We start from the raw sequence: 24,219 nt of genomic DNA, 5'->3' as shown, positions 1-24,219 counted from the left end.
CCTATAACGCAGGATCCGTTATGAAAACTCTGTATCTTTTCGCCGCTTTAAGTAGTTTCCCCTTACTAGCCAGTGATTTAAGCTCATACGATTTATTGCTCGAGCAGGATAAATTCCGTCAGTTACAACAACAGCTAGATAAGACAACCAATTTACCCGATAAAGAACTGTGGGCACTGCAACTGAAAACCATGCTGGGCTTGCGCCAATCTGAACAGGCAGAACAATTGGCTAATCAGGCGCTTAAAGCCTATCCACAAGATGCAGAGCTGCTGCGTCTGGCGGCATTAAATCAATTTAATCTGGCGCAAGAGAGCAGCATTTTTTCTGCAGGCTCTTATGCCAAAGCGGGTCTAGCTTTACTGAAACAGGCAATGGCTGCGGATCCAACAGATTTGGAAACTCAACAGACTCTCATTGGTTTTTACCTGCAGGCTCCTGCTATTGCTGGTGGCGACACGGAAGAAGCGAAAAGACTAGCGAGAGCTATGGCGGAAAAACATCAGCCAGAAGGTACCTTAGTGAGTATCAACGTATTAATGGACGATGACAAACTACCGCAGGCGATTCAGCTCGCAGAACAACAACTGCAACAGCATCCAAAACACCCCGCTTTATTAGGCGCTTATGCAAATTTACTCAGCTTAAATAACGACCCGGCCAATGCTTTTATTCAGTATCAAAAAGCAGCTACTGCAGCGACAGATTTGTCAGAGCAGCAAGGTTACTACTATCAACTGGGTCGCTTAGCTGCGACAGCCCAACAAGATCCACAACTCGGTCAGCAGGCACTGTTGGACTATTTAGCTTTTTATCAGGACAGTGACAACGCCAGATTCAGCTGGGCACAATTACGATTAGCCCAGATTTATCTGGTACAAAAACAGCAGGATAAAGCAAAAGAGTTGCTACAGCAGATCAAAAACCAGCAGCAGGACGATGATCGGCTGCAAAGCGAGCTAAAAAAACTGGAAAAACAACTGAAAAAGGCTTGAAACCCACTCTGTCTGAACGGGATCTTCTGATCCCGTTTTGCTTTTTACGCACGGGCCTTTTACTATATGCACTTTATTTCATCACTCAGTACGCCGGAACCGCAGCATGGCAAAAGCAATTAATATGGCCGAGGTAGAAAAAGCGTTAAGTGGCTTTACTATTCCTCCTCAGCCCACTGTTTTACTTAGTATCAAAGCAGAAATTGAAAGTGATGATCCCAATATCAAACGTATTGCTGAACTGATCAATCAGGATCTGGGGATAGCTGGTTTTACTTTAAAAGTAGTGAACTCAGTGTATTTTGGTCTGCGCCGTAAAATCAGCTCGGTAGAACATGCCTGTAAGTTTTTAGGTTTAAATCGGGTGATTAAATTAGTCAGCTCTGTGGTACTGAGATTTACCTTAAGCGAAGGCCGGACGGACAGATTTACTGAAAATCTGTGGCAAAGTGCAGCCAATGTTGCCAATGCAGCAACCTTACTAGCCCAACAGTTGCGTTATGGCACTGATTGCGCTGACGATGCCTACAGCTTAGGCTTATTCCATAATGCCGGTATGCTGCTGATCAGCAGCCAGTTTAAAGATTATGCCAAAGTGCTGAAACAAGCTCATTTGGCTGGTATCAGCATGTCAGACGCCGAAGATCAGAATTTTCAAACCACCCACGAACTGCTGGGCTATATGATAGCTCAGTCCTGGGGTTTAGCGCCTGAGCTGACCAATGTGATTGCGTACCACCACAGCCATGCGCTGATCCTGGCGTCTGATGATATCTACGAAAAACGTTTGTTTGCGTTGCTGAAACTGGCGGAGCATATGACGGATGAAAGCAAAGTTTTGCTGGATTTAGATATGGATCCGGAGTGGGACCAATATAAAGCCACTATTCTGGATATTCTGGAACTGGATGAACTGGCCCTGCACGACTTAGGCGACTACTTGCAACAGCAAGGTGTGCCTAATAGATACCACGCTTAAGACAGGGAGCTTAGGCTCCCTTTGTTTTTAGAACGCCTTTATTCACTAACCAGAGTTATATTCAAGATGCGTATTGTTTTAGCCCCAATGGAGGGCGTGGTGGACCATTTAATGCGGGATATGTTAACCCGTATTGGTGGTTTTGATTTATGCATCACTGAATTTGTCCGGGTGGTCGATCAACTTTTACCAAACCGGGTATTCACCCGTATTTGCCCTGAATTAAAACAAGGCGGCGTGACTCCAGCCGGTGTACCAGTTCGGGTGCAATTGTTAGGTCAAGAGCCGCAATGGCTTGCCGAAAATGCCGTACGTGCAGTGCAACTTGGCTCTCCTGGTGTGGATTTAAACTTTGGTTGTCCAGCTAAAGCGGTAAATAACAGCCGTGGTGGCGCCGTACTGTTAAAAGAAACCGAAACCCTATACCAAATCATTAAAGCAGTGCGTGATGCTGTGCCATCCCAGTTTCCGGTCACGGCAAAAATACGCTTAGGTTTTGACGATACCAGCTTAACTCTGGACAACGCCCGCGCTATTTATGAAGCAGGAGCGAGCGAGCTGACAGTGCATGCCCGCACTAAAAGTGATGGTTACAGACCACCGGCTTATTGGCCTTGGATCAAACAAATCCGCCAGACTATTCCTCTCAACGTGGTGGCCAACGGCGAAATTTGGACACCGGAAGATGCGGCTTTATGTTTAGAACAATCCGGCAGCACGGACTTAATGTTAGGTCGTGGCGCTTTAGCCAGCCCTGGCTTAGCCCGTGATATCAAGCAGCACTTTGCCAGTGGCGTTCATCAGAAAATGCCATGGCCGCAAGTGCTGGAGCTGCTGTTGCAGTACTCAGATTTTGAGATCGCAGGCGATAAAGGCCTGTATTATTCCAACCGCATCAAACAGTGGTTTAGTTACCTGAAACTGCAGTACGTTGAAGCTGAAGTCTTATTCCAGCAATTACGTTTACAGCAAAAAGCACCGGATTTAGTGGCGACTTTGCGTGGGGCTTTGCTTCAGATTTCAGACACCTACGAACATTAACCCGCAGAGAGCAGACTCAAACGGCGCGGTCAACTACAACGCAGACACGCCGTAAATACATCCATGTAGGCTCCTGTTCGGCGTCCTTGCCTCACAGGGTCTGCTAACGCAGTTGTCCGGCCGTTTCCCGACTCCCTTTGTATCTTCACTTTGTGCCAAATATAGTCGTTTAGCCTTAATCATTCATACTAATGAGTGTTCAGGTATGTACTTACTGTTTACGACTAATGTGCCAGTATCACTTCGATGATCGCCGCTTTTCCTTCGAAGCAGTAAGTACCTTTACTCTTTAACGAATACTCAGGGCTTGCCTAACCAGCTGTCTATATTTACTTCGCAGAGTAAAGACTACATAGCGAACTTCGATCTAATAGGAGTGGTGCAATGGAAAATCTAATCAATGGGTTTTCTGCGTTTATAGGTTTAGACTGGGCGAGTAAAAAGCACGATGTTTGTGTCCAAATTGGATGCGATGGGAAACGCCGTTTTGAGGTTATTCCTCATTCTCCAGAGGCTTTAGATTCTTGGTTGGGGAACTTGCAAAAAGAAGCTGGTGGTAACATCGCCGTTGCTGTTGAATTGACTCGAGGACCGATTGTTTACTTGCTCCAGAAGTATTCATTTATTACGGTTTTTCCTATTCATGCCTTGTCTTTAGCCCGATACAGACAAGCATTTGCACCCAGCGGTGCCAAGGATGATCCGTCAGACGCAGAAATTGCGTTGGATTTAATGTTGAAGTACCCATCAAAAGTGAAACCACTAAAACCCAGTAGTAAGGCTGTCAGAGTGTTATTTCATCTTGTTGAGCAGAGACGATTGTTGATTGATGACAAGCGTCGACAAGTGAATAGGCTGATTAATGCCTTGAAGCAATATTATCCTCAGCCCTTAGAGTGGTTCTCCCACAGAGATAGTGAACTGTTCTGTGACTTCTTGTTGAGATGGCCGTCATTGCAAAGCCTCAAGCGTTCTCGTGAAAACACAATCCGTATGTTTTTCCAAAGCCGTGGAGGTAATGCAGTAAAACTAACCGATAAACGTTTAACAGCAATTCATTCGGCTATCCCAATCACACATGATGAAGGTGTTATTTTTTCTCATCAGATGCTTGTAAGTTCGCTTGTCAGGCAAATAAAAGTGCAGATCGAGAACATTCGACTCTACGATTTAGAAATCAAGTCGTTATTCAGTAAAATGCCTGACGCACACATTTTTGAATCTTTACCAGGAACCGGGCCTTGTTTAGCCCCTAGGCTTCTTGCCGCAATGGGTGATGACAGAGAACGATTCACTACTGCCCAACAACTTCAGAACTTTGCTGGTCTGTCACCAGTGACAGAGAGAAGCGGAAAGAAGAGCTGGGTACATTGGCGATGGCAATGTGCCAAATTCGTCAGGCAAAGCTTCGTAGAGTGGGCAGCTAAAAGTGTTCACCAGTCTTACTGGGCAGAGCTTTACTACCAACAGCAACGTAAAAAAGGGAAATCACACCAGTCAGCGGTAAGAGCATTGGCTTACAAATGGGCCAGGATCGTATTCAGGTGTTGGAAGACCAAACAGCCATATGATGAATCTACTTATCTCAAATCACTGAGAGATAGAAATTCACATTTATTGGCTGCATAAAGACTTGTTGAACGACTCAGGGCGTGAAGCGGACATTCGGCATTGTAAGAAATACCTGAGCATTACTTCTTGTGTTTGAACATACTGACTGAATCCGTTAAAACCAAAATTTAGCGCGACTGTGCAACGGCAGTTTGCGTCTGCGCTGACATTCGCTTATTTAAACCCCAAATACTAACGCGGATAACCCAATACGCTGTTAAACATAAAACCAGTACCACTGGCCCAGCAAGGGTATAGATATTTCTCATTGCTTCGGGAATAAACTGAGACTGGCCAAGAAAAAAAGAAGCGGTGGCAATAAGCATTGCAAAACCTATGCGCCAAACATGGCGGACGAGTTGCCATTTATGCCTAAGCCTTCCTTTCGCTATCACGCGGATATCTAAAGTTGCAGCTAAAAGTGATATTGAACCAAAAACAATTATAGCTTGTACAGGATTGCCATCTATTGAAGACAAACCGTTATTTAACGCAGTTAAACCGGTATAAATTGCATAAACTCCGATGGTAAAACCTAAAGCCATAAAAATTGAATGGATTATCATCGCCTTATTTTTAGGAGAGTTAACGGTTAGATAAGCCGTAACCACAAGATAAAAGGTTACAAGACCAGCGACCATATTAAGCTTTTCCGTAGCGAGAAACGCCAGAAATGCACCTGACATGGCCATGACTATCATTGAAAGAACAAAAGTCAGCCCGAATTTCTTATGTGAATTGCTACCTTTTTTTACCGCAAAACTTAATGCACCACTAATTAGTGCGACCGTGCCTGTCAAAATATGCAAGTAAATAAGCACAAAGAACCTCCTCTATTTGTTTAAGCTGTAGTTGTGCTATGCGCCGATTTTGGGGAGCCATGAAACACTGCTGATCGCAAATATACCTAATGCCATCGCGGCACAAATCACAAAGATGAGACTGGCGACGGCAGTCTGGTAGCGTTTGTTTTTAGGCTTACCAGCCCAGAAATACAGTTCCAGCACCGCTAGCGGCAGCAAATACTGGGCAAAGGACACCACTTCGAGGAAAGGGCCGGTGAGGGTTTTGCCGTCGATGCCGATGCCGCCTGTAGCCATAAACCAACCAAATATCATCAGCCGAAGAAACCACACAGCGCTGACCACCATAAACAGCCGCAGTGCCCAGCGACGGTGTGCGGCAAAGTTGCGTTTGATTGCATAGTAAAGTGCTATAGGCACAAAAAGCATGACCAGCACGCCGCTGCCGGTGACACCAATATCCTGAATCAGTGAACCGATGACCCGCTCCCGTGACCAGGTGAGGTAAAATCCAGCGATACTGACAATCACCGAAGCCACCATAAAGAACCAGCCGCTGCTACGGTGCAGTAGGGGCAATTTATTACGGATGGCCGGTACCAGCTGGATTTGGCCGGCAGCAATAATCAGGCCCGCCACCAGAATATGAATTACCAATGCGATATTGCCAATGCTGTCTCCGGCGATAAAGCCATTTACCAGATGGGTTCCTGCAAAGCCGCCGACGCCATCTGTGGCAAACCGCAGGCCGTAGTAGCCCGCGATATAAGCCACGAACAGCCACTGGCCTATAGCCGTGACGATAAACCAGGTTTTTGCAGAGAGGGTAAGCCAGTCTGGTTTACGTTTCTGCTGTATAGACGTGTTGGCGTCAATTGTAATATCGGTCATTGTGTTTCCTTGTATTTTGGCGGGCATATATCCGGCACTGCTTGCTATCTATCGTTGGAATAGCCACTTTATTTTCGTTTAACATGTTCTGGCTTCTTGTTCCTTTGAAACACTGTCATCCTGCCAGCCAATACGCCCCTTATCGCGCCAAATTTCAAATTCGGCGCATGGTTTTATGTTCAAAATTAGGTTTTTATAGGCGGTTACTTTTTGTAACACAGCAATCGGCAATAAAGGAAAATTGCACTTTGACGTTAACTTAAGCCAACTGTTAGCATTAAGCGTTGAGGCTTGAGGGAGAAGAAAGGTGTACCAGACTATTCATATTGTGTTGCTGATTGTCAGCTTTGGCTTGTTGTGCAGCCAACTGTTCGTGCAGCAAAAAAAGCTGGTGCATCTGTTATTTGCTGCATTCTGTGGTTCTATGGCGATTACGGCGATTAAACGCCTGGGAGGCGACGGCTTTGGCTTTTACCAGTATTTTTTGGCGATGGGCGCATGCATGACATGCAACGGCGGTTGGCTGCTAGCCCGGGCGTTATTTAGGCAAGGCAGGGCTATTTTATTGCGGCATATTCTGGTGGCTGCTGCGATTGCCTTATTAATGGTGAGCTTACAGGCCATGCAGTTGCTGCAACAATTCTGGCCGGAAAGCCAAACACTGCTGGCTTCGGCCCGTGTTGTTTGTAAAGAGCTGCTAATCTTGCTGTCTTCCGCCATTTTAATGCTTACGCTGTGGGAAGGATGCCGGGGTTATAGTCAGGCACGCGGTGCGGAACGCAGGCATCGGCAGGTGTTTTTGGCTACCTATGGTGGCGCCATAGCAATTTGTGGTGTTATCGCAAAAATATGGCTGCCAGCCGACGGGGCCGCGTTACAGCATGATTTACTTAGCGCTGTGGCGGCTTTATCCATAATGGTGGTGACGCAATGGCTTATTTATAGCCGCTCCCATAACCCGCTTATCTCTCAGTCGCACGTTGCTGCAGATACGACAACAAAAAAACAGCTCGAGGTTGAACCGGTAAAAGCAGAGCCATTGACGACAGTTCTAACCGACGGTGATATGGAACTTTGTGACAACATCCAGCAACTGCTGTTTCAGCAACAGGTATTTTTACAGGCTAATCTGCGGTTAACAGATCTGGCGAAATTGTTAGATGTACCGGAATATCGTGTCAGTAAATTACTCAGGTCACAGTTTCACGCCAGCAATTTTAATCAGTTTATTAATACTTTACGCATTGAGTACGCAAAAACATTGCTGTCAGATCCCCATAAAAGACATTGGCCGGTAGTAGTAATTGGCCTGGAAAGTGGTTTTGCTTCGGTTGGCCCTTTCACCCGATCCTTTAAAGCGATGGTGGGTTACACCCCCAATGAGTTTCGCCAAACCGTGAATTGTAGAGTGCCAGAATTATTGGTCAGATCAAAAATAACTTGACCGTCCGATATTCGCTCTTAGCTGCCAATCAGGAAAGCCCATACCAACTAATGGCACCAGTCCCCATTAGCCGCCTTGGGCGCACGATTTTGGGCCGGGCTTTATACTCACTTCGTTCGTGCCCCTTTGGGGCCATCAACGCAAACGTTGTCGCTGCGACCTGGGGTCGCCTTTTATGAATTACATCCCTGCAATTCCCCCAACGGGCCAGCCTTCGGCTGTTAGAAAGTGCTTCCTGCACTTTCTTGCTTTGGATACTTTCTTTTGGCGAAGCAAAAGCAAAGTATCTCGCCAAAGGCGAAAGCTTCTGCGGTATATATCAATGACTACTCGCAGCAGGTTCCAAACCAGCCGACTGCTCTGGAGATAACTCTTCGGATTGAATATCCGCACTCAACACCAAAGCAGAAGTCGGCTGAATACAACAAGCCAATACTTCATCCCCGCCACAACTCATACTGGGCTCCAGCACCTGCTGGTATTCCCCTTTGACCACCCGAACTTTACAAAGGCCACAAGAGCCACCTTTGCAGTCATAATTCAGCGGCACACGGGCAGCAAGAATAGCATCCAGTACTGATTTATGACCCTGACTGTCGGCAAATACGCCATTGATTTCAATAGGGAAACTTTGCTCGCTGGCTGAAGCACTAAAGAGCTCGGCATAACAATACAAAGCACCTAAAATGCCTAAATCATAAATCAGTTGCTCTGTCATTTTGGCCGAAGCACAAAAATAATACTGGGCCTGTGGGCCCGCCAACTTGTATAAATATCCAGCATCAATACGGCCTTTAAAGCCTTGCCAGTCTGCAGGTGGCTGAGTTAAGGCAATACGAAGCTGTAAACGGGGTAATCGCCGCAGTAAAGGGTAAAATACGATATCTTCCAACCGGCGCGCCTGATACACCAGAAACACCTGACGTTTTTGCCGGATAGCGGCATACGCCATAGCCAGCATAGGGGTTATGCCGACACCACCGGCCACCAATACCAGTGGCTGGCGCGAGCGGTTTAATAAAAAATGGCCACGTGGATAAGAGCTTTCGACCAGATCCCCCACTTTTAAATGCTGAAATAATGCCTGACTCAAACGGCCATCGGTTTCAGCTTTAATCACCAGTTGGTAGTAACGTTGCTGACTGCAATCCTGCGCCAATGAATAAGCGCGACTGACAGGCTTGCCCTGTAAATCTTTGCCATAAAGCAAGATATGCTGACCTGCTTTGGCTTTGGGTAATAACAAGCCGTCCGGATGTTGCAGCCATAACTTCAGATACTGGCCCTGGCGTTTCACCCGAGCAAGTCGGAGTTGTAAACGCTGGTTCTGTAATTTTGGCAACACAATATGCTGCCAGTAACCACGGCCAAACAGGAAGAATGTCAAAAACAGCAGAGCGAAAATCAGCGTGATCATTGGAACAGCAACAGGTTCAGATAAGAATGATTATCAAATGATAACAGATCGCATTTAGACTGCCAAGCAGGAAATAAATAGCAGAAAACAGAGAAAAACAGAGAGTGAGGTACGGGGACAGAGCAAAACTCTGCCCCCGTCAAATTACCAGTTGAGGATCACTTTGCCGGACTGGCCTGAGCACATAATCTCAAAACCTTCCTTGTAGTTTTCCATTGGCATTTCGTGAGTGACGATAGGAGTTAAGTCCAGACCTGATTGAATTAAGCTGGCCATTTTGTACCAGGTTTCAAACATTTCACGGCCATAAATGCCTTTGATCACCAGGCCTTTAAAAATCACTTTGTTCCAATCCACTGCCATATCTGAAGGTGGAATACCTAACATGGCAATTTTGCCACCATGGTTGATGGTGTCTAACATGCCACGAAAGGCTGAAGGCACACCGGACATTTCCAGACCGACGTCAAAACCTTCAGTCATGCCCAGCTCTTTCATCACGTCTTTTAAATCTTCTTTGCTGACGTCTACTGCCCGTGTCGCGCCCATTTTACGCGCCAGCTCCAGGCGGTATGGGTTCACGTCGGTAATGACGATATGGCGGGCACCAACATGACGGGCTACAGCCACAGCCATAATGCCGATAGGGCCTGCGCCTGTGATGAGTACGTCTTCACCCACTAAATCAAAAGACAATGCAGTGTGCACTGCGTTGCCAAATGGGTCGAAGATAGCCGCGATATTATCCGGAATATTGTCCGGAATTTTAAAGACGTTAAAAGCCGGAATAGACAGGTATTCAGCAAAAGAGCCTTCACGGTTGACGCCCACACCTATGGTGTTGCGGCATAAATGCACACGACCGGCGCGGCAGTTACGGCAAAAACCACAGACTAAATGGCCTTCACCTGATACGCGGTCGCCTTTGGCAAAACCACGAACTTCAGAGCCCATATCCACCACTTCGCCGACATATTCGTGACCCACTACCATGCCATGAGGAATAGTGTTTTGTGCCCATTCATCCCATTTATAGATATGCACGTCTGTGCCACAAATAGCGGTTTTTTTGATTTTGATCAGAACATCATTTGGGCCTACTTTTGGCATCTCCACTTCGGTTTGCCAAATGCCCGGTTCTGCTTTTAATTTTGCTAATGCTTTCATCATGGCGTCCTCAGGCAATTACGCCCATTTCTTTACCAATACGGATAAAGGCATTGATGGCTTTATCCAGGTGTTCTTTGTTATGTGCAGCCGAGATCTGGGTGCGGATACGCGCCTGATCTTTTGGCACTACAGGGAAGGAGAAACCCACTACATAAATACCTTCAGCGAGCATTCGACGCGCCATTTCAGCTGCAACTTTGGCGTCCCCTAACATCACAGGAATAATAGCGTGATCTTTGCCTGCCAGAGTAAAACCAGCGGCTGACATTTTTTCGCGGAAATAACTAACGTTGTCCCACAATTTAGCGCGCAGTGCATCACCGTTTGCCAGTAAATCCAGCACTTTGATGGACGCTGTCACAATAGAAGGCGCTAAAGAATTAGAGAATAAATAAGGACGTGAACGTTGACGTAACCACTCAATCACTTCTTTTTTGCCGGAGGTGTAGCCACCAGAAGCGCCACCTAAAGCTTTGCCTAAAGTACCGGTGATAATATCAACACGGTCCAGCACATCACAGTATTCGTGAGTGCCACGGCCATTTTTACCAACAAAACCTACAGCGTGGCTGTCGTCCACCATCACCAGTGCATTGTATTTATCGGCTAAATCACAAATGGATTTTAAGTCGGCGATGACGCCATCCATAGAAAACACGCCGTCTGTGGCTATCAGTTTAAAACGGGCACCATCAGCATCCGCTTGTTTCAGTTGAGCTTCTAATTCGGCCATATCGTTATTGGCATAACGGTAGCGTTTGGCTTTACATAAACGTACACCGTCGATAATAGAGGCATGGTTTAACGAATCGGAAATCACTGCATCTTCAGCGCCTAAAATGGTTTCGAACAAACCACCGTTGGCATCAAAGCAAGAGGAATACAAAATAGTGTCTTCAGTGCCTAAAAAGCCGCTGATTTTTTGTTCCAGTTCTTTGTGAATATCCTGAGTACCACAGATAAAACGCACAGAGGCTACCCCAAAACCATGGGAGTCCAGGCCTTGCTGGGCTGCTTGAATCAGCTCCGGATTATTGGCTAAACCTAAGTAGTTATTGGCACAGAAATTTAGTACTTGTTCATGACCTACGGTCACGGTGGCTTGTTGCTGCGAGCTGATCACTCGTTCGGCTTTGTACAGGCCTTGCACTTTTACGTCTTCTATTTGTTGTTGTAAGTGCGCAAGGAAAGGAGTCGTTCGCATAACTTTCTCCAGAAAGGCTGAGGGCTTGGTAAAATCCGCCGTATTGTAATCACTAAGCGCAAGGGATGCAGCGCTTTTCTGTCAGAAAAGGCTGCAGATCGGATTAGTTGCGTAGCAAATAGTTGCCAGCGGACCGTTAAATCGTCTGATCACCAGACAAAGCCTGATAATGCTGCTGCAGTTTTTCGATACGAGGCAGAGCCTGAGTTGTGGCATAAGGCTTAAATAACAGCAGCACTTTTAATACCCCAAGGTAGGCCTGCTCTTTACTCATAGTGGTTTGTGGTTCCTGGGTTTTTAAGTAACTGATCCAGAAAGTCACCACGAGCTTGATGGTGTGAGCGAAGTTCGCGATATCCGCATCATCTATGGCAATCACATCTGCCTTTTTTAATGCACTGAGCACAGAAATCACTTTTGCTAACACCGCCTTTTGCACTGTCAGGTAATCCTGCTGCAAGGCTTGATCACGCGACAAAATATCCGGCAGGTTGGCGTAAAAAAAATGAAAACGCCACATCAGCTCAAATACCACATCCAGATACTGGGCCAACGAATCCAGGGCCTCTGATGGCTGACTGGGAGGTTGTAGTCTGCTATCCAGTAACTTGGCGTATTCGCGAAAAATATTCCTCACTATGTCTTCTTTGTTACGAAAGTGGTAGTAAAGGTTGCCTGGACTGATACCTAAATGCGCCGCTATATGATTGGTGGTGATACAACGTTCACCCTGCTGATTAAATAACTCGATACTTGCCTGCAGTATCTTGTCTTTGGTTCGTAGCTTCTTATCCATCCGCGTATTTCTTTTTATTTATTTTTTATTAATTTGCTATAGTAACGCCAATTCGATTAAAAACTCTAGTCGTGTATTTAAGCAGCACAGGGATGACCATAAAACAATGAAAACCAAAGCGATTTATCCCGGCACTTTTGACCCTTTAACTAATGGCCACAGTGACTTAGTACAAAGGGCTGCACTTTTGTTTGATCAGGTGATAGTGGCTGTAGCTGCTAACCCCAGCAAGCAACCGCTCTTTACGCTCGCAGAGCGGGTGCAGTTGGCACAACAATGTTTTGCCGATCTGCCGAATGTAGCAGTGGTCGGTTTTTCCGGTTTGCTGGCCGATTTTGCCAAACAGAATCAGGCTCAGGTGCTGTTGCGTGGTGTAAGGGCTGTGGCCGACTTTGAATATGAATTTCAGCTCGCCAGCATGAACCGTCAGCTCAACCCGGATTTAGATAGTTTGTTTATGACACCTTCAGAAAAAAACACCTTTATCTCTTCCACTTTAGTGAAAGAAGTAGCCCGCCATGGTGGCGATGTCAGCCGTTTTGTCGCCTCTCATGTTGAACAGGCATTAAAGCAAAAGTTTACAGCGGTTTAATTTGATATACGGATTTTGGTCGTAATGAAAAAACTTAAGTACAGCACTTTTACTCTGGCTTTTCTGGCGTTGTCAGCACAGGCAACACCCTGGATGGATACGCAGGACAATTACCTGCGCCAGTCGCTGCAAACTTTGTCTCACGCAGGTTTAATCAGTGGTCCTGTGAATACCTATCCATTGATGTGGAAAAACATTGCCAAAGATTTAGCTAAGGCTCCGAATCGCCGTTACAGTGAGGAAGTGACTTTTGCTCTGGCTCATGTGCGTAAAGCTCTGAATGTCAACGAAAGTGATAAAACCGCAGGGATTAAGCTTAAAGCCAATTCAGAGCAAATGGGTATTCAGAGTTTTGGCGAAACCTATCAGGATCAAGCTAGCATCACAGTATTCAGTGAGTTTCAGAATGATGTCTTTGCCGGCCGTTCAGAAGTGCATTACCGTAAACGCCATGATGGCAGCACAGAACAGGATTTAACCTACGACAATAGTTATCTGGCAGCCTTGCTGGGCAACTGGGTATTGTCGGTCGATCAGGTCAGTACCTGGTGGGGTCCTGGCCAGCAAAGCGCCTTGCTGCAAAGTAACAACGCCAGGCCATTACCTTCTGTACGTTTAAGCCGCCATGGGTGGGATGCCATAGATTTGCCAGTGCTGAACTGGTTAGGACCATGGAGTTTCACTACCTTTATAGGCTTAGGTGAACATCAAAGCCCTGTCAGCCAAACCCGTTATTGGGGCGGGCGTTTCAATTTCAGACCTACAGCTACTCTGGAGCTGGGAATATCCCGCGTTAGTCAATGGGGTGGCCGGGGTAAAAATAATGGCTTTGGTGACTGGTGGGATATGGTCATCAATAAAGACGAAGCCAGCGCTAATTCCGATCAAAGAGCGGCCATAGATTTAAGTTATCACTTCAATCTGCTGAACCAGCCTCTGACGGCTTATGTTGAACTGGCAGATGATGATAACGCAGAAGGACTGCCGGACAACCCCTTGTTACTGGCAGGTGTTCGCAGTTACTGGGGTAATAGCTCAGGCATTCATACCGTAAATATGGAGTATTCAGATACTTATATTGATTGTCCTGACTCAGTGATTAAAGGCGATTGCGCTTATCAGGGCGAGTTGTACCCTCAGGGTTACAGCAGGTACGGCCGTGTGATTGGAAGCGGTTATGGCAAAGACGCTCGCGTATTAAGCGCTGGCTATCATTACCAGACGTATGACGGCATCAGTTGGTCAGGCCATCTGTATCTGGCAAATTATTATGACAATGCAGGCAACAGCGAACAAAGCTGGCAAGCCAAAGCAGAACACAGACGACCATTTTTTAATGGTTTGCTGAGTCTGCAGTTACGTTATCTGGATCAATCGCCATTATTGCCGGAAGGTGCTGACGAAGTTGCCGCAGCCACCACCTGGGAATACAGGTTCTAACTAAAAATGGGGTCAGATCACATTATTTGCCAGGCAAATAATGTGATCTGACCCCATTTTTATAGCTTAATGATTATATTGCGTTTATACAGCAGCAGTGACAGATACCAGAAGCCAATTACATGCAGTAAAGCAAACACAAAAGACGCCAGTTTGGCAGGGAACACTAAAGCCAATTGCTCAAAACCCCATTGATACAAAGAGACTGAACCTGTCTCTGCAGGAATAAAAATCAGCTGCCCTATCAATACTGCCCAGAGCCAGGACAAAATATAAATAAAGAGTGGATTCGTGCCGTAGACTTTTAAAGGTTCAGCCAGACTAGTCCAGCCTTTAATATCAATACACCAGACCAAAGCTGCTAATAACAATAAAATTAAGCCACTACCCAGCGCCAGATAACTGCCGGACCATAAGGCTTTATTAATAGGCCAAAGTACCTGCCAAAGCAAAGCCAGAACCACCAGAGCCACACCAGCCAGCAATAACAGACGCAAGGCGTGGTGCTGCTGTTTGCCCTGTAAAAACGAGGCTGTACCAAAACCAATTAAGACAGCCACCACACAAGGCAAAGTGCTTAATAAACCTTCAGGATCAAAAGCCACACCAAAACCCTGATACAAATGAGCAGCGCCAAAAATGGCTAAATCCCATTGCCGCACCAGATTATGCTCCAGGCTATAAGGCAACTCACCACCGCCCAGCACCAGCGCTAACCAATACAACAACACTAAAGCCACAGCAAAAAAAGGCAAGTAACTGCGTTTTACCGTCAAAATCAACAAAGCGGCCAGCCAGTAGGCCAAACCTATGCGTTGCAATACACCGGGCAAACGTAATTCGGCCAGATCGACACTAAAAGGCACGTAATTTAGCAACACACCAATGCCAATCAACTTTAAGGCCCTGCTGCTGACCCGCCACAAGCTTTGTCTGGATAAGACGGCCGTTTTCAGCGAATAAAACATCGCAGCCCCCACCACAAACAAAAAGGTCGGGAAGACGATATCGGCAAAGGTAAATCCATCCCAGGGCGCATGCAAAAGCGGTGTATAGACATGCTGCCAGGATCCTGGAGTATTGACCAGGATCATCAAGGCTATGGCTAAGCCTCTTAACGCATCCAGCGCATAAAAACGTGGTGAAGACATGCAGGCACCTTTAACAAATTAAGAGCTTTTCCAACTAGTGAGCTTATGCCCCTTCAACGCATAAAACAGGATAAAGGCATAACAAGGCAACATCACCAGATACGCGCCCTGCTGCCCTAAGGCTGTGCCGCTGGCAAGACCCCAAAACAGCGGACCAAATGCGCCGCCTGCTATGCCCATAATCAGTAAAGCCGAACCAATACTGGTTAAAGTGCCAAGACCAGATAACGCCAGAGGCCAGACCGCAGGCCAGACAATGGCATTGGCTAAACCAAGAATAGCGATAAATAACAAGGCGTCTGGCAAAGCTGTACCGCCAAACGGCACCAGCAGCGCATTCGCTATCAAGTAAGAGTTGGTATCGCCAAACACCACAGCCAACGTCAAAACCAAACCTAAAACTGCAGAAACTGCCAAAGCTTTTTGCTGGGATAACACTCGTGGTATAAGAAGAATACCTAAGATATAGCCCACCACCATACAAGCCATAGTGTAAGACGTCATAACTGTGTAACGCTCAACGCCAAGCGACAACGCAAACAAACCTATGGTGTCGCCTGCTATCACTTCAACGGCCACATAAACAAATAACGACAGTACACCCAACACCAGCGCCGGTTTCGCCAATACAGCTTTTAACTGTTCAACACCTGTACCTGTACCAGACTCTTTTTCCAGTTCAGGCAAAGGTGAGTATTTAACAGCTAAACCCAACAGACCTAAAAAGGCAGCCAATCCCAGGTAAGGAAACACCAGACTAGCAGCCATAGCGTCAATTTGTTCCGGGGTCAGTGCAGTCTCTACAGGAGCGGTAAAGCCACTGACAATCAAGGCCGTAAACACCAAGGGAGCAACCACACCTGCAGTTTTATTCAGAATACCCATAATACTGATACGCACAGCAGCAGTTTCTTCAGGGCCAATTTTCACCACATAGGGATTCACTGCTGTTTGTAATAAAGTCTGACCTGCGCCTATCACCAACTGAGCCAGCAAAAACAAAGCGAAGGTTTGAGTTTGTGCGGCAGGAATATACAAAAGGCCTGCCAGCATCATCACAGCCATCCCCAATGCCATACCATTTTTGTAACCTACCTTGCGGATCAGCCAGGCCGATGGCAAAGCGGTAAAAGTAACGGCAATGTAAAAGGAAAACAGTACCAGGGAAGCCTGCAATGGGGTTAGTTGCAGCATTTGTTTTAAATACGGCATTAAAGAGCCATTAAGCCAGGTGGCAAAACCCAGTACAAAAAACAGCATGGCCACTATGACCATAGGCAAAACGCCACTACGCACCTTTGGGGTATCAACTGTCATTTCCATAATTCCTTCCTGTTGCTTTAATAGTTATTATGTTGAATTTATTGGATAAATTTATTAGTTATTTGGTTTCGATAAAAGTCTGACCTTCTAGCCAGCACTGCTGTACCAGTCCTTCATCATTCAGCAGAACCAGATCAGCTGCAGCCCCTGCTTTGATTTGTCCACGCTCGAGGCTGATGCCTAAAAACTCGGCTGGGTATAAAGATGCCATACGCACAGCTTCAGACAGTTCAAGGCCAAGCACCTTGACTGCATAAGACACAGCACTGGCCATATCCAGCACTGAACCCGCTAAGTTGCCGTTTAAATTGGTTAATTTATTGCCGTCACGTATGACTTTGCCGTCAAAAAAATCAAATTCGCTCTGACTGGTGCCCACAGGCGACATCGCATCTGTGACGATCAGCAATTTGCCTTTTGGCTTAGCCGCTAAGGCCACTTTTACCGCCAGCGGATGCACATGAAAACCATCTAAAATAATGCCACACCAGCTGTGCGGATCAGCAAGAGCCGCCCCCACCACACCAGGTTCACGCGAGGTTAAAGGCGACATGGCATTGTATAAATGAGTAAAACCAGTCGCTCCGGCCGCAAGAGCGGCTTGCACTGTAGCTGCATCTGCGTTGCTGTGGCCTAAACAAACAATGACATCAGCGTTCACTAACTCTTTAATTTGTTCAGGACTAATGTTCTCAGGTGCCACTGTCACCAGTTTGATGCCCAGATCAGTACGACGATAAATTGCCAGCTCAGCTGCTGATAAAGGCCGGATATGAGGTTCAGGGTGAACACCTTTTTTCGGCACAGACAAATGCGGGCCTTCAAAATGTACACCCAAAATACCAGGCTCTTTGCTGGCAATAGCCTGAGCTATCACGTCCGCAGCTTGTTGCATTACGGCAACTGAATCAGTGATCACTGTAGGCAAGAGTGCTGTGCTGCCAAACTGAGCATGGGCTTTGACCATAGTGCGTAGCGCTTCAAGACTGGTATCGGTATTAAACAAAGCGCCACCGCCGCCGTTCACCTGCACATCAATAAAACCAGGCACCAGCGTACCTTGCAGTACGGCACCATCAGCGGGTTGAATCGAATGAATACGACCAGCGTCAATTGTTAAAGTTACATTCTGCTGCCAGTTCTGACCATCAAACAGTCGGGCTACTGAAATCTGTTGCATCACCACCTCATCAGACCGTTTTAGTCACTTTGTTCAGGCCTGGAGGTGCATCCGGATTCACACCGCGACTGCGTGCTACAGCTTCAACATCCAGATAAAAGCGCTGCAATAAAGCCAGTGGTAGTACCCGTGGATTAGATAACAAATCAGCATGATGCAAATGCACAATTCGGGCTCCACGGCTACGTACTTCGGCAATTTGTGCCTGATGAGCCGCATTAGCTTCGTCCGCTATGCTGACATCAACAATAGCGAACTGATCTTTGACTAAAGTCACAGGGCCATGCAGGAATTCGGCGCTGGAAAAAGCTTCAGCATGAATGCCACAGACTTCTTTGAGTTTTAGTGCAATTTCGCGGCTGATGGCATAACCAGGACCTCGACCCAACACCACCAGATGTTTGACACCTTCTAAAGATTGAGCTGTCAGTTGAGCAGGTAATTCGATGGCCCGCTCCAGTAATTCTGGCAGACTAATTACGGCATCCTGTAACTGACTGCTGCCAGACCATGCGGCAACCAGCTGCAATAAAGCACTTAAAGTGGCCAAATAACTTTTTGTCGCTGCAACGGCTTTTTCAGCACCCACATTCAGAGGGATCACCTGATCGGCTTGTGCAGCTAAAGGTGAGCTCTCATCATTCACCAATGCAATAACCAGAGCTCCAGCCGCTTTGGCCATAGCAACCTGAGCCAGAATATCCGGGCTTCTGCCTGATTGCGAAATCACCAGAACTAAAGCACCTGTTAAATCCAGTTGTTTGTTATAGACGCTGGCAATAGAAGGGGCTGCAGCAGCAACGGGTAAACCTATTTCAATCTCAATCAGATACTTGGCAAACACGCCGGCATGATCGGATGAACCACGGCCTACCATATAGACATAACGTGGCTGTTTTTGTTTGATCAACGTCACTATGTCGGCAATACGACTGGCATTGGCAGCTAATTGTTCACGGATCCGGCTTGGTGCTTCCGCAGCTTCCTGCGCCATAATAGTTCGGGTCATCATTGGGTTACTCACTGCTTAAAGTTAAGAGATTTATTAAGAAATACGTTGAGCTTTTTGCTGGCGCTGTTTAGCAAACCAGACTGCACCAAATTCTGGCGCTTCTATCGCAGGCGTGACTTTTTGCTGCACTTCCGACGCCAGATAAGGTTGTAACTTGTGCGCCAAACCACCAATTAAAGACAAACGGGGTGGATGAATAACCAATAAACGTTGGGCTATAGCGCTGATATGAGCCGCAGCTTGCTGCACTATTTGCTGCGCCAAAACATCGCCCTGTTCCGCGGCAGTAAATACCAGAGGCGCATATTTGGCATAAGTAGTGGGTGTAGCGTGCATAAAGAAATCAACCAGTGCCAGGGTCTGACTGAGCTTTAATTCATGGCATAACAAATCAGTCAGCAGCGTTTGCGGACCTAATAAATCTTTGGCTAACAGCACATGGTGTACCATTTGTAAACCTATCCAGGCACCGCTGCCGTTATCACCATAAGGAAAACCGTGGCCGCCCACTTCAATCAGTTGGCCTTTGACATCAGCCAAACCACAAGAGCCGGTGCCTGCAATAATCACAGCACCATCACCGCCCTGATGAGCACCAATACAAGCCACATGCAAATCGCTGGTCAAGTGCAATTGCGCAAAAGGATGCTGCCATTCTGAAAAAATACGATAGTATTCAGGCATATTGACGCCAGCCAAACCGGCGCCCACAACAAGTTTCGACATATCTTTAAAAGCCATACCAGCACAAGTCAAAGCTTGTTGGGTAGCGGCCAGAATAGAGTCGGTTGCGACTTTCATGCCACGTAACGGATTGGCAGGGCCAGATAAGCCCTCACCTATTACCTGATTGTCTTCTGTGACTATGATGACCCGGCATTTGCTGCCTCCACCATCTACACCTAAATAAAACGGGCCATCATAGCCTACTGCTGTAGTCATCCTACCAACCTCGTTGCATTGTCTGCTGGTCAGCTTTAATCCGGTCCGATTAAGCTTTCACCTGTTGCTGCCCATTATTTCATCAAAAATCGAATTGACAGCGTTGTCATTTTTTCAATTCAGCATATAATAATTTTGACAAATAACAAGACCCTTGTTTAAAAATCGAGCTTAATTTTTCAAAAGAAGCAGAAAAAAGAATGTTATTACTTGTAAAATCAATAAATTAGAAGAGGTCCATCTTGTCATTGTTCTGTCACTTTGCGCGTCAAAAAGACGCAGGATGCCAGAGTCTTTTACATAAAACCCATCAGGGAATAACCCGCGGTACAGTGTACCGCTGTTTAGGGGAGCGTACGATGAAGTATTTTTTACTACTATGGCTTTGTATTAGTTACCTTTTTAGCGGACAAGTTCAGGCTTATACTCAGGCTCAGCTGGCAGAATTTGCCAAAAATACTGAATTAAAATTTGCGGTCAAAAGCAATTTTACTTCAGCTACTGAGCCAAAAAGTCAGGTCGAACTGATTCTGACTAATAAGTCATCTCAGGCTCTGAGTGCAGGGACGGGTAACTGGGTACTGTATTTTCATGCCATCCGAAAACAGGAAGGCGCTGAGCAGCACGGTTTGATACTGCAGCATGTACAAGGCGACTTACATAGCCTGAGACCTGGTAAAAACTTTAAAGGTTTAAAGCCGGGTGAACAGTTACGCCTTAGGTTTTCTCCATCTTCTTTTATGGTCAGTTACAGCGACTGGATGCCTCGGGCATTTATTACCGCTAAAGGCTTAAAACCTGAAATTTTTGCCAACACAGATACTGAAGATTTCAGCCGTTTTGTTGAACCTTATACCAGAGCTGAGCAGTTGCAGCGTTTTAACAACCCGTCGCCGGATTTATACCCTGTAGCCACCAGCCAAAGCCGTTTTGTGGCGAATCAACAGCAACTATCAGCTTTTAAAATGCCAGAACAGCTGTCTGTGGTCCCGAGCCCACAACAAATCAGCTATCAGCGCGGTCAAACCCGACTGAACGCCGATTGGCTGATTTATCACAGTGGCCGTTTAACCTCTGAAGCGAGTTATTTACAGCAACAACTACAGAAAATCTCAGGCTTATCACTCAGTTTAACCACCAAGGCGCCAGCCAAAAATCAGCCTCATATAGCCTTGACTGTTCAGGCGGTGAAAGACAAAGCTGAAGCTTATCAGTTGGTGATCGACGATAAACAAATTAGCTTAAGTGGCAATGACAATGCCGGAGCTTTTTATGCAGTGCAAAGCTTGCTGGCATTGCTGCCGGTAGAGGGTGAACGAGCCGTTTTACCGAATCTGACTATCACCGACTGGCCACGTTTTGGCTGGCGTGGTTTGCATTACGATATGGCGCGTAATTTCCACGGTAAAGAAGTGACTTTACGCATGATCGATCAGTTGGCGCGTTATAAATTAAATAAACTGCACCTGCATTTAACCGAAGATGAAGGCTGGCGTATCGAAATTCCAGGCTTGCCTGAACTGACTCAAATCGGAGCAAATCGCTGTTTTGATTTATCCGAACGCAACTGCCTGCTGACTCAGTTGGGTACAGGCCCTTTTACATCAGGCAACGGTAATGGCTATTACAGCACGGCAGACTTTATTGAAATCTTAAAATACGCAGCAGAGCGTCATATTGAAATCATCCCTGAAATTGATATGCCAGGACATGCCAGAGCTGCGGTAAAAGCCATGCAGGCCCGTTATCTGACACTGAAAGAGCAAGGTAAAGAAGCTGAAGCGACACAGTATTTGTTGTCCGATCCGCTGGATCAGTCGAAATACATGACGGTGCAGTACTATACAGATAACTCTATCAATGTATGCCTGCCTTCCACTTATGCTTTTGTAGACAAAGTTATTTATGAACTGCAACAAATGTATCGTCAGGCCGGTTTAAAACTCAGCACCTTTCATATGGGCGGTGATGAAACTGGTGCAGGTTCATGGACAGCTTCTCCTGCCTGCGCTCAACTGATAGCCACACCAGACAATGGCGTAGCAGGGGTTGCCGATTTAAAACCTTATTTTGTGGCTAAAGTAGCGCAGCTGGCAGCCAACAGACAGCTGACCTTAGGTGGCTGGGAGGATGGTTTAATGTATGACGCTAAAAACCCCTTTAACCGTCAGCAATTTGCCAACGAAAATGTGTATGCCAATGTCTGGGATAACATTTGGGAATGGGGTGTAGGTGATCGCGCCCATCGTTTAGCCAATGCTGGTTATCAGGTGGTGTTGTCACACGGTACCCATTTGTATTTTGACCATCCTTATGAAGCACATCCGGAAGAACGCGGTTACTACTGGGCAGCCCGTTTTACTGATATGGCTAAGGTCTTCGGTTATATGCCGGATCACTTATACGCCAATGCCGATAAAACCCGTGAAGGCCAGGTGATTGAGAATTTGGAAGTTTTGTTAGGTCAGGAACTGCCAGCCTTAGAAAAACCAGAAAATATTCTTGGTATTCAGGGCCAGATCTGGACTGAAACTATTCGTACCCCGGAACAACTGGAACAAATGCTCTATCCACGCTTGCTGGCATTGGCTGAACGAGCCTGGCACAAAGCAGAGTGGGAAGCTGAAAAGCCGGATACAAAAGCCAGACAACAAGACTGGCAACGTTTTGGCTGGACTTTAACTCAAAAGGAATTGCCGCGTTTAGCAGAAGCTGGTGTGGCTTTGTATCTGCCGCCGCCAGGTGCAGTGCTGCAGGATGGTTTATTGCTGGCCAATAGTGCATGGCCAGGTTTAGTGGTTGAATACAGTGAAGATCAGGGCCAAAACTGGTTACCTTACACTGAAGCCGTAAAAGTAAGCACCAACTTACTGCTGAGGTCCAAAGCGAAAAATGGTGCCACCAGCAGAGTGACTCAACTGGATTAGTTATCTGGGTCAGAGCTTCGGCTCTGACCCAGACCTAAGCCAGAGAAACGGAACCAGCCTAAGTTTAGCTCTCGGATCTGGGGACAGAATTAAAGCTCTGCCCCTAATATCTGCTCCATCATCCAACTGGTTTTCAGCGCCGTTGTTCCTGTTGAAGGATGACCGGTGCCATGCAGCAGATCCTGCACCATAGCCTGAATATGGTAAAACTGGATGTTTTCCGGATGAGGGATGTCCAAGCTTAACTGCTGCTCAGTGGTAAACAACTGCACAGGCTCATGTTCAAATACCGAAAACTCAATCCGGCCTTTGCTGCCATAAATAACTACTTTATCGTTGCGCTCAGATGCAGCAAAGTTCCAGAACCCAGTGCCTAAACAACCCGACTGAAATTGCCAGACCGCAGCCACTGCGTCTTCTGCAGCATACAGCTTCTGCTGATTGGTATTGATCCCACGCACAGTGGATACATCACCCAGCAGATAGAGTAATAAATCCAGGCCATGGCTGGCTAAATCAATAAAATAACCACCACCAGCTTTTGCCGGATCGGTGCGCCAGTTGTACTGCCCGGTCAAATCAGCCTTATTAGGAGTGCGGCTGAAGCTCCATTGCACCTGACGAGGCGCGCCAATCAAACCCTGCTCCAGCCATTCTTTGATCTTTAAAAAACGAGGTAAAGAACGACGGTAATAAGAGACATACAAAGGCAATTGTTTTTGTTCAAACACCTGAGTCATTTCAATACATTCTGCCGTATTTAAAGCCATAGGCTTTTCAACACAGCAAATTTTACCTGCAGCAGCCACCAGCAAAGCATAGTCTTTGTGGCTATCTGGTGGAGTGGCAATATACACAGCATCCACTTCGGGGTCGTTAATCAACTGCTGTGCATCGCTGTACCAGCGGGGTACCTGATGACGCTTGGCATAATCTTCAGCCTTGGCCGCATCGCGACGCATCACAGCAACCAGACTGGAATGCCCTGCTTTATTAAAAGCCGGACCACTTTTTAATTCAGTGACATTGCCACAACCAATAATTCCCCAACGGATTTGTTTCATCTTTGCCTGTCCTTTACTGCGTTTAAGGCACTTTAAAGAAGCCATTGACCGATTTCCAGTATTACAAAGCCCGGCCCGAGACTTAATAGAAATAATGCCGCAGAACTACAGCTTAAATGCCATGATCCCGATGCCAAAAAAAGAGGATACTGCAGGCAGTATCCTCAAAGATCCCTTGGATAAGGATTGGCAAATAAAACACAACCTCCATGTCTGCTGGTGAACCCTGCGGACCAA

The 24,219-nt window shown here is 46.6% G+C and carries 20 protein-coding genes; 8 read left to right on the top strand and 12 right to left on the bottom strand.

Features of this window, described 5'->3' with window-relative positions; translation table 11 throughout:
• Positions 1-20: 20 nt before the first annotated feature.
• The 4 genes from P3C17_RS01475 to P3C17_RS01460 all read left to right on the top strand — a co-directional run bounded on the left by P3C17_RS01475 (position 21) and on the right by P3C17_RS01460 (position 4,644).
• Positions 21-995: a hypothetical protein gene (locus P3C17_RS01475; protein ID WP_300927784.1), complete on the top strand. Its 975-nt coding sequence runs from the start codon at positions 21-23 to the stop codon at positions 993-995.
• A gap of 106 nt (positions 996-1,101) precedes the next feature.
• On the top strand, positions 1,102-1,974 hold the full coding sequence (locus tag P3C17_RS01470) for an HDOD domain-containing protein (RefSeq protein WP_300927783.1): 873 nt from the start codon (positions 1,102-1,104) through the stop codon (positions 1,972-1,974).
• A 66-nt stretch (positions 1,975-2,040) separates the two neighbouring features.
• Positions 2,041-3,015, top strand: a complete 975-nt coding sequence (locus P3C17_RS01465; protein ID WP_300927782.1) for a tRNA-dihydrouridine synthase — start codon at positions 2,041-2,043, stop codon at positions 3,013-3,015.
• 384 nt (positions 3,016-3,399) lie between these two features.
• Positions 3,400-4,644 carry an IS110 family transposase gene (locus P3C17_RS01460; RefSeq protein WP_300927781.1) on the top strand — a complete coding sequence of 415 codons (1,245 nt, stop codon included), beginning with the start codon at positions 3,400-3,402 and terminating at the stop codon, positions 4,642-4,644.
• A 110-nt stretch (positions 4,645-4,754) separates the two neighbouring features.
• On the opposite strand, the gene P3C17_RS01455 is transcribed toward P3C17_RS01460, so the two are convergent.
• Both P3C17_RS01455 and P3C17_RS01450 read right to left on the bottom strand, forming a co-directional pair.
• A complete protein-coding gene (locus tag P3C17_RS01455; RefSeq protein WP_300927780.1) occupies positions 4,755-5,447 on the bottom strand; it encodes a DUF2306 domain-containing protein in 693 nt (230 codons plus the stop codon).
• A 36-nt stretch (positions 5,448-5,483) separates the two neighbouring features.
• The gene (locus tag P3C17_RS01450; RefSeq protein WP_300927779.1) at positions 5,484-6,320 is read right to left on the bottom strand and encodes a DUF2306 domain-containing protein; all 837 of its coding nucleotides are present in this window, start codon (positions 6,318-6,320) and stop codon (positions 5,484-5,486) included.
• 307 nt (positions 6,321-6,627) lie between these two features.
• On the opposite strand from P3C17_RS01450, the gene P3C17_RS01445 reads away from it, so the two are divergent.
• Entirely contained in the window at positions 6,628-7,764 is a 1,137-nt protein-coding gene (locus P3C17_RS01445; protein WP_300927778.1) for a helix-turn-helix transcriptional regulator, read from the top strand.
• A 319-nt stretch (positions 7,765-8,083) separates the two neighbouring features.
• On the opposite strand, the gene P3C17_RS01440 is transcribed toward P3C17_RS01445, so the two are convergent.
• The 4 genes from P3C17_RS01440 to P3C17_RS01425 form a co-directional block, all read right to left on the bottom strand.
• On the bottom strand, positions 8,084-9,181 hold the full coding sequence (locus P3C17_RS01440) for a 2Fe-2S iron-sulfur cluster-binding protein (RefSeq protein WP_300927777.1): 1,098 nt from the start codon (positions 9,179-9,181) through the stop codon (positions 8,084-8,086).
• A 144-nt stretch (positions 9,182-9,325) separates the two neighbouring features.
• Positions 9,326-10,348, bottom strand: a complete 1,023-nt coding sequence (gene tdh, locus P3C17_RS01435; RefSeq protein WP_346015651.1) for an L-threonine 3-dehydrogenase — start codon at positions 10,346-10,348, stop codon at positions 9,326-9,328.
• 10 nt (positions 10,349-10,358) lie between these two features.
• Positions 10,359-11,555: a glycine C-acetyltransferase gene (locus P3C17_RS01430; protein ID WP_300927775.1), complete on the bottom strand. Its 1,197-nt coding sequence runs from the start codon at positions 11,553-11,555 to the stop codon at positions 10,359-10,361.
• Positions 11,556-11,691: 136 nt separating this feature from the next.
• Positions 11,692-12,351 carry a TetR/AcrR family transcriptional regulator gene (locus P3C17_RS01425; RefSeq protein WP_300927774.1) on the bottom strand — a complete coding sequence of 220 codons (660 nt, stop codon included), beginning with the start codon at positions 12,349-12,351 and terminating at the stop codon, positions 11,692-11,694.
• A gap of 106 nt (positions 12,352-12,457) precedes the next feature.
• Here P3C17_RS01425 and coaD point away from each other — a divergent pair, with 106 nt between their 5' ends.
• Together coaD and P3C17_RS01415 are read left to right on the top strand one after the other, a co-directional pair.
• A complete protein-coding gene (gene coaD, locus P3C17_RS01420) occupies positions 12,458-12,943 on the top strand; it encodes a pantetheine-phosphate adenylyltransferase (RefSeq protein WP_300927773.1) in 486 nt (161 codons plus the stop codon).
• Between the two features lie 24 nt (positions 12,944-12,967).
• Positions 12,968-14,383 carry a capsule assembly Wzi family protein gene (locus P3C17_RS01415; protein WP_300927772.1) on the top strand — a complete coding sequence of 472 codons (1,416 nt, stop codon included), beginning with the start codon at positions 12,968-12,970 and terminating at the stop codon, positions 14,381-14,383.
• Between the two features lie 59 nt (positions 14,384-14,442).
• Here the strand turns inward: P3C17_RS01415 and P3C17_RS01410 are convergent, their stop codons facing one another.
• The 5 genes from P3C17_RS01410 to P3C17_RS01390 are packed head-to-tail and all read right to left on the bottom strand — an operon-like array spanning position 14,443 to position 19,991.
• A complete protein-coding gene (locus P3C17_RS01410) occupies positions 14,443-15,534 on the bottom strand; it encodes a heparan-alpha-glucosaminide N-acetyltransferase domain-containing protein (RefSeq protein ID WP_300927771.1) in 1,092 nt (363 codons plus the stop codon).
• Positions 15,535-15,552: 18 nt separating this feature from the next.
• A complete protein-coding gene (locus P3C17_RS01405; RefSeq protein ID WP_300927770.1) occupies positions 15,553-16,857 on the bottom strand; it encodes a sugar MFS transporter in 1,305 nt (434 codons plus the stop codon).
• A 58-nt stretch (positions 16,858-16,915) separates the two neighbouring features.
• Positions 16,916-18,037 (bottom strand): N-acetylglucosamine-6-phosphate deacetylase, encoded by a 1,122-nt coding sequence (gene nagA / locus P3C17_RS01400; protein ID WP_300927769.1) that lies wholly within the window; start codon positions 18,035-18,037, stop codon positions 16,916-16,918.
• Positions 18,038-18,047: 10 nt separating this feature from the next.
• Positions 18,048-19,049, bottom strand: coding sequence for an SIS domain-containing protein (locus P3C17_RS01395; protein WP_300927768.1), 1,002 nt, complete (start codon positions 19,047-19,049; stop codon positions 18,048-18,050).
• Positions 19,050-19,082: 33 nt separating this feature from the next.
• Positions 19,083-19,991, bottom strand: coding sequence for a BadF/BadG/BcrA/BcrD ATPase family protein (locus P3C17_RS01390; RefSeq protein WP_300927767.1), 909 nt, complete (start codon positions 19,989-19,991; stop codon positions 19,083-19,085).
• Between the two features lie 359 nt (positions 19,992-20,350).
• On the opposite strand from P3C17_RS01390, the gene P3C17_RS01385 reads away from it, so the two are divergent.
• A complete protein-coding gene (locus tag P3C17_RS01385; protein WP_300927766.1) occupies positions 20,351-22,918 on the top strand; it encodes a family 20 glycosylhydrolase in 2,568 nt (855 codons plus the stop codon).
• Between the two features lie 89 nt (positions 22,919-23,007).
• On the opposite strand, the gene P3C17_RS01380 is transcribed toward P3C17_RS01385, so the two are convergent.
• Entirely contained in the window at positions 23,008-23,982 is a 975-nt protein-coding gene (locus P3C17_RS01380; protein WP_300927765.1) for a Gfo/Idh/MocA family oxidoreductase, read from the bottom strand.
• Positions 23,983-24,219: the final 237 nt, after the last annotated feature.

The organism is Rheinheimera sp. 1928-s, assembly GCF_029269265.1.
Classification (GTDB): Bacteria; Pseudomonadota; Gammaproteobacteria; order Enterobacterales; family Alteromonadaceae; genus Pararheinheimera.
Note: the sequence above shows the minus strand (reverse complement) of the source record. Positions and strands in the feature narration are given on the sequence as shown.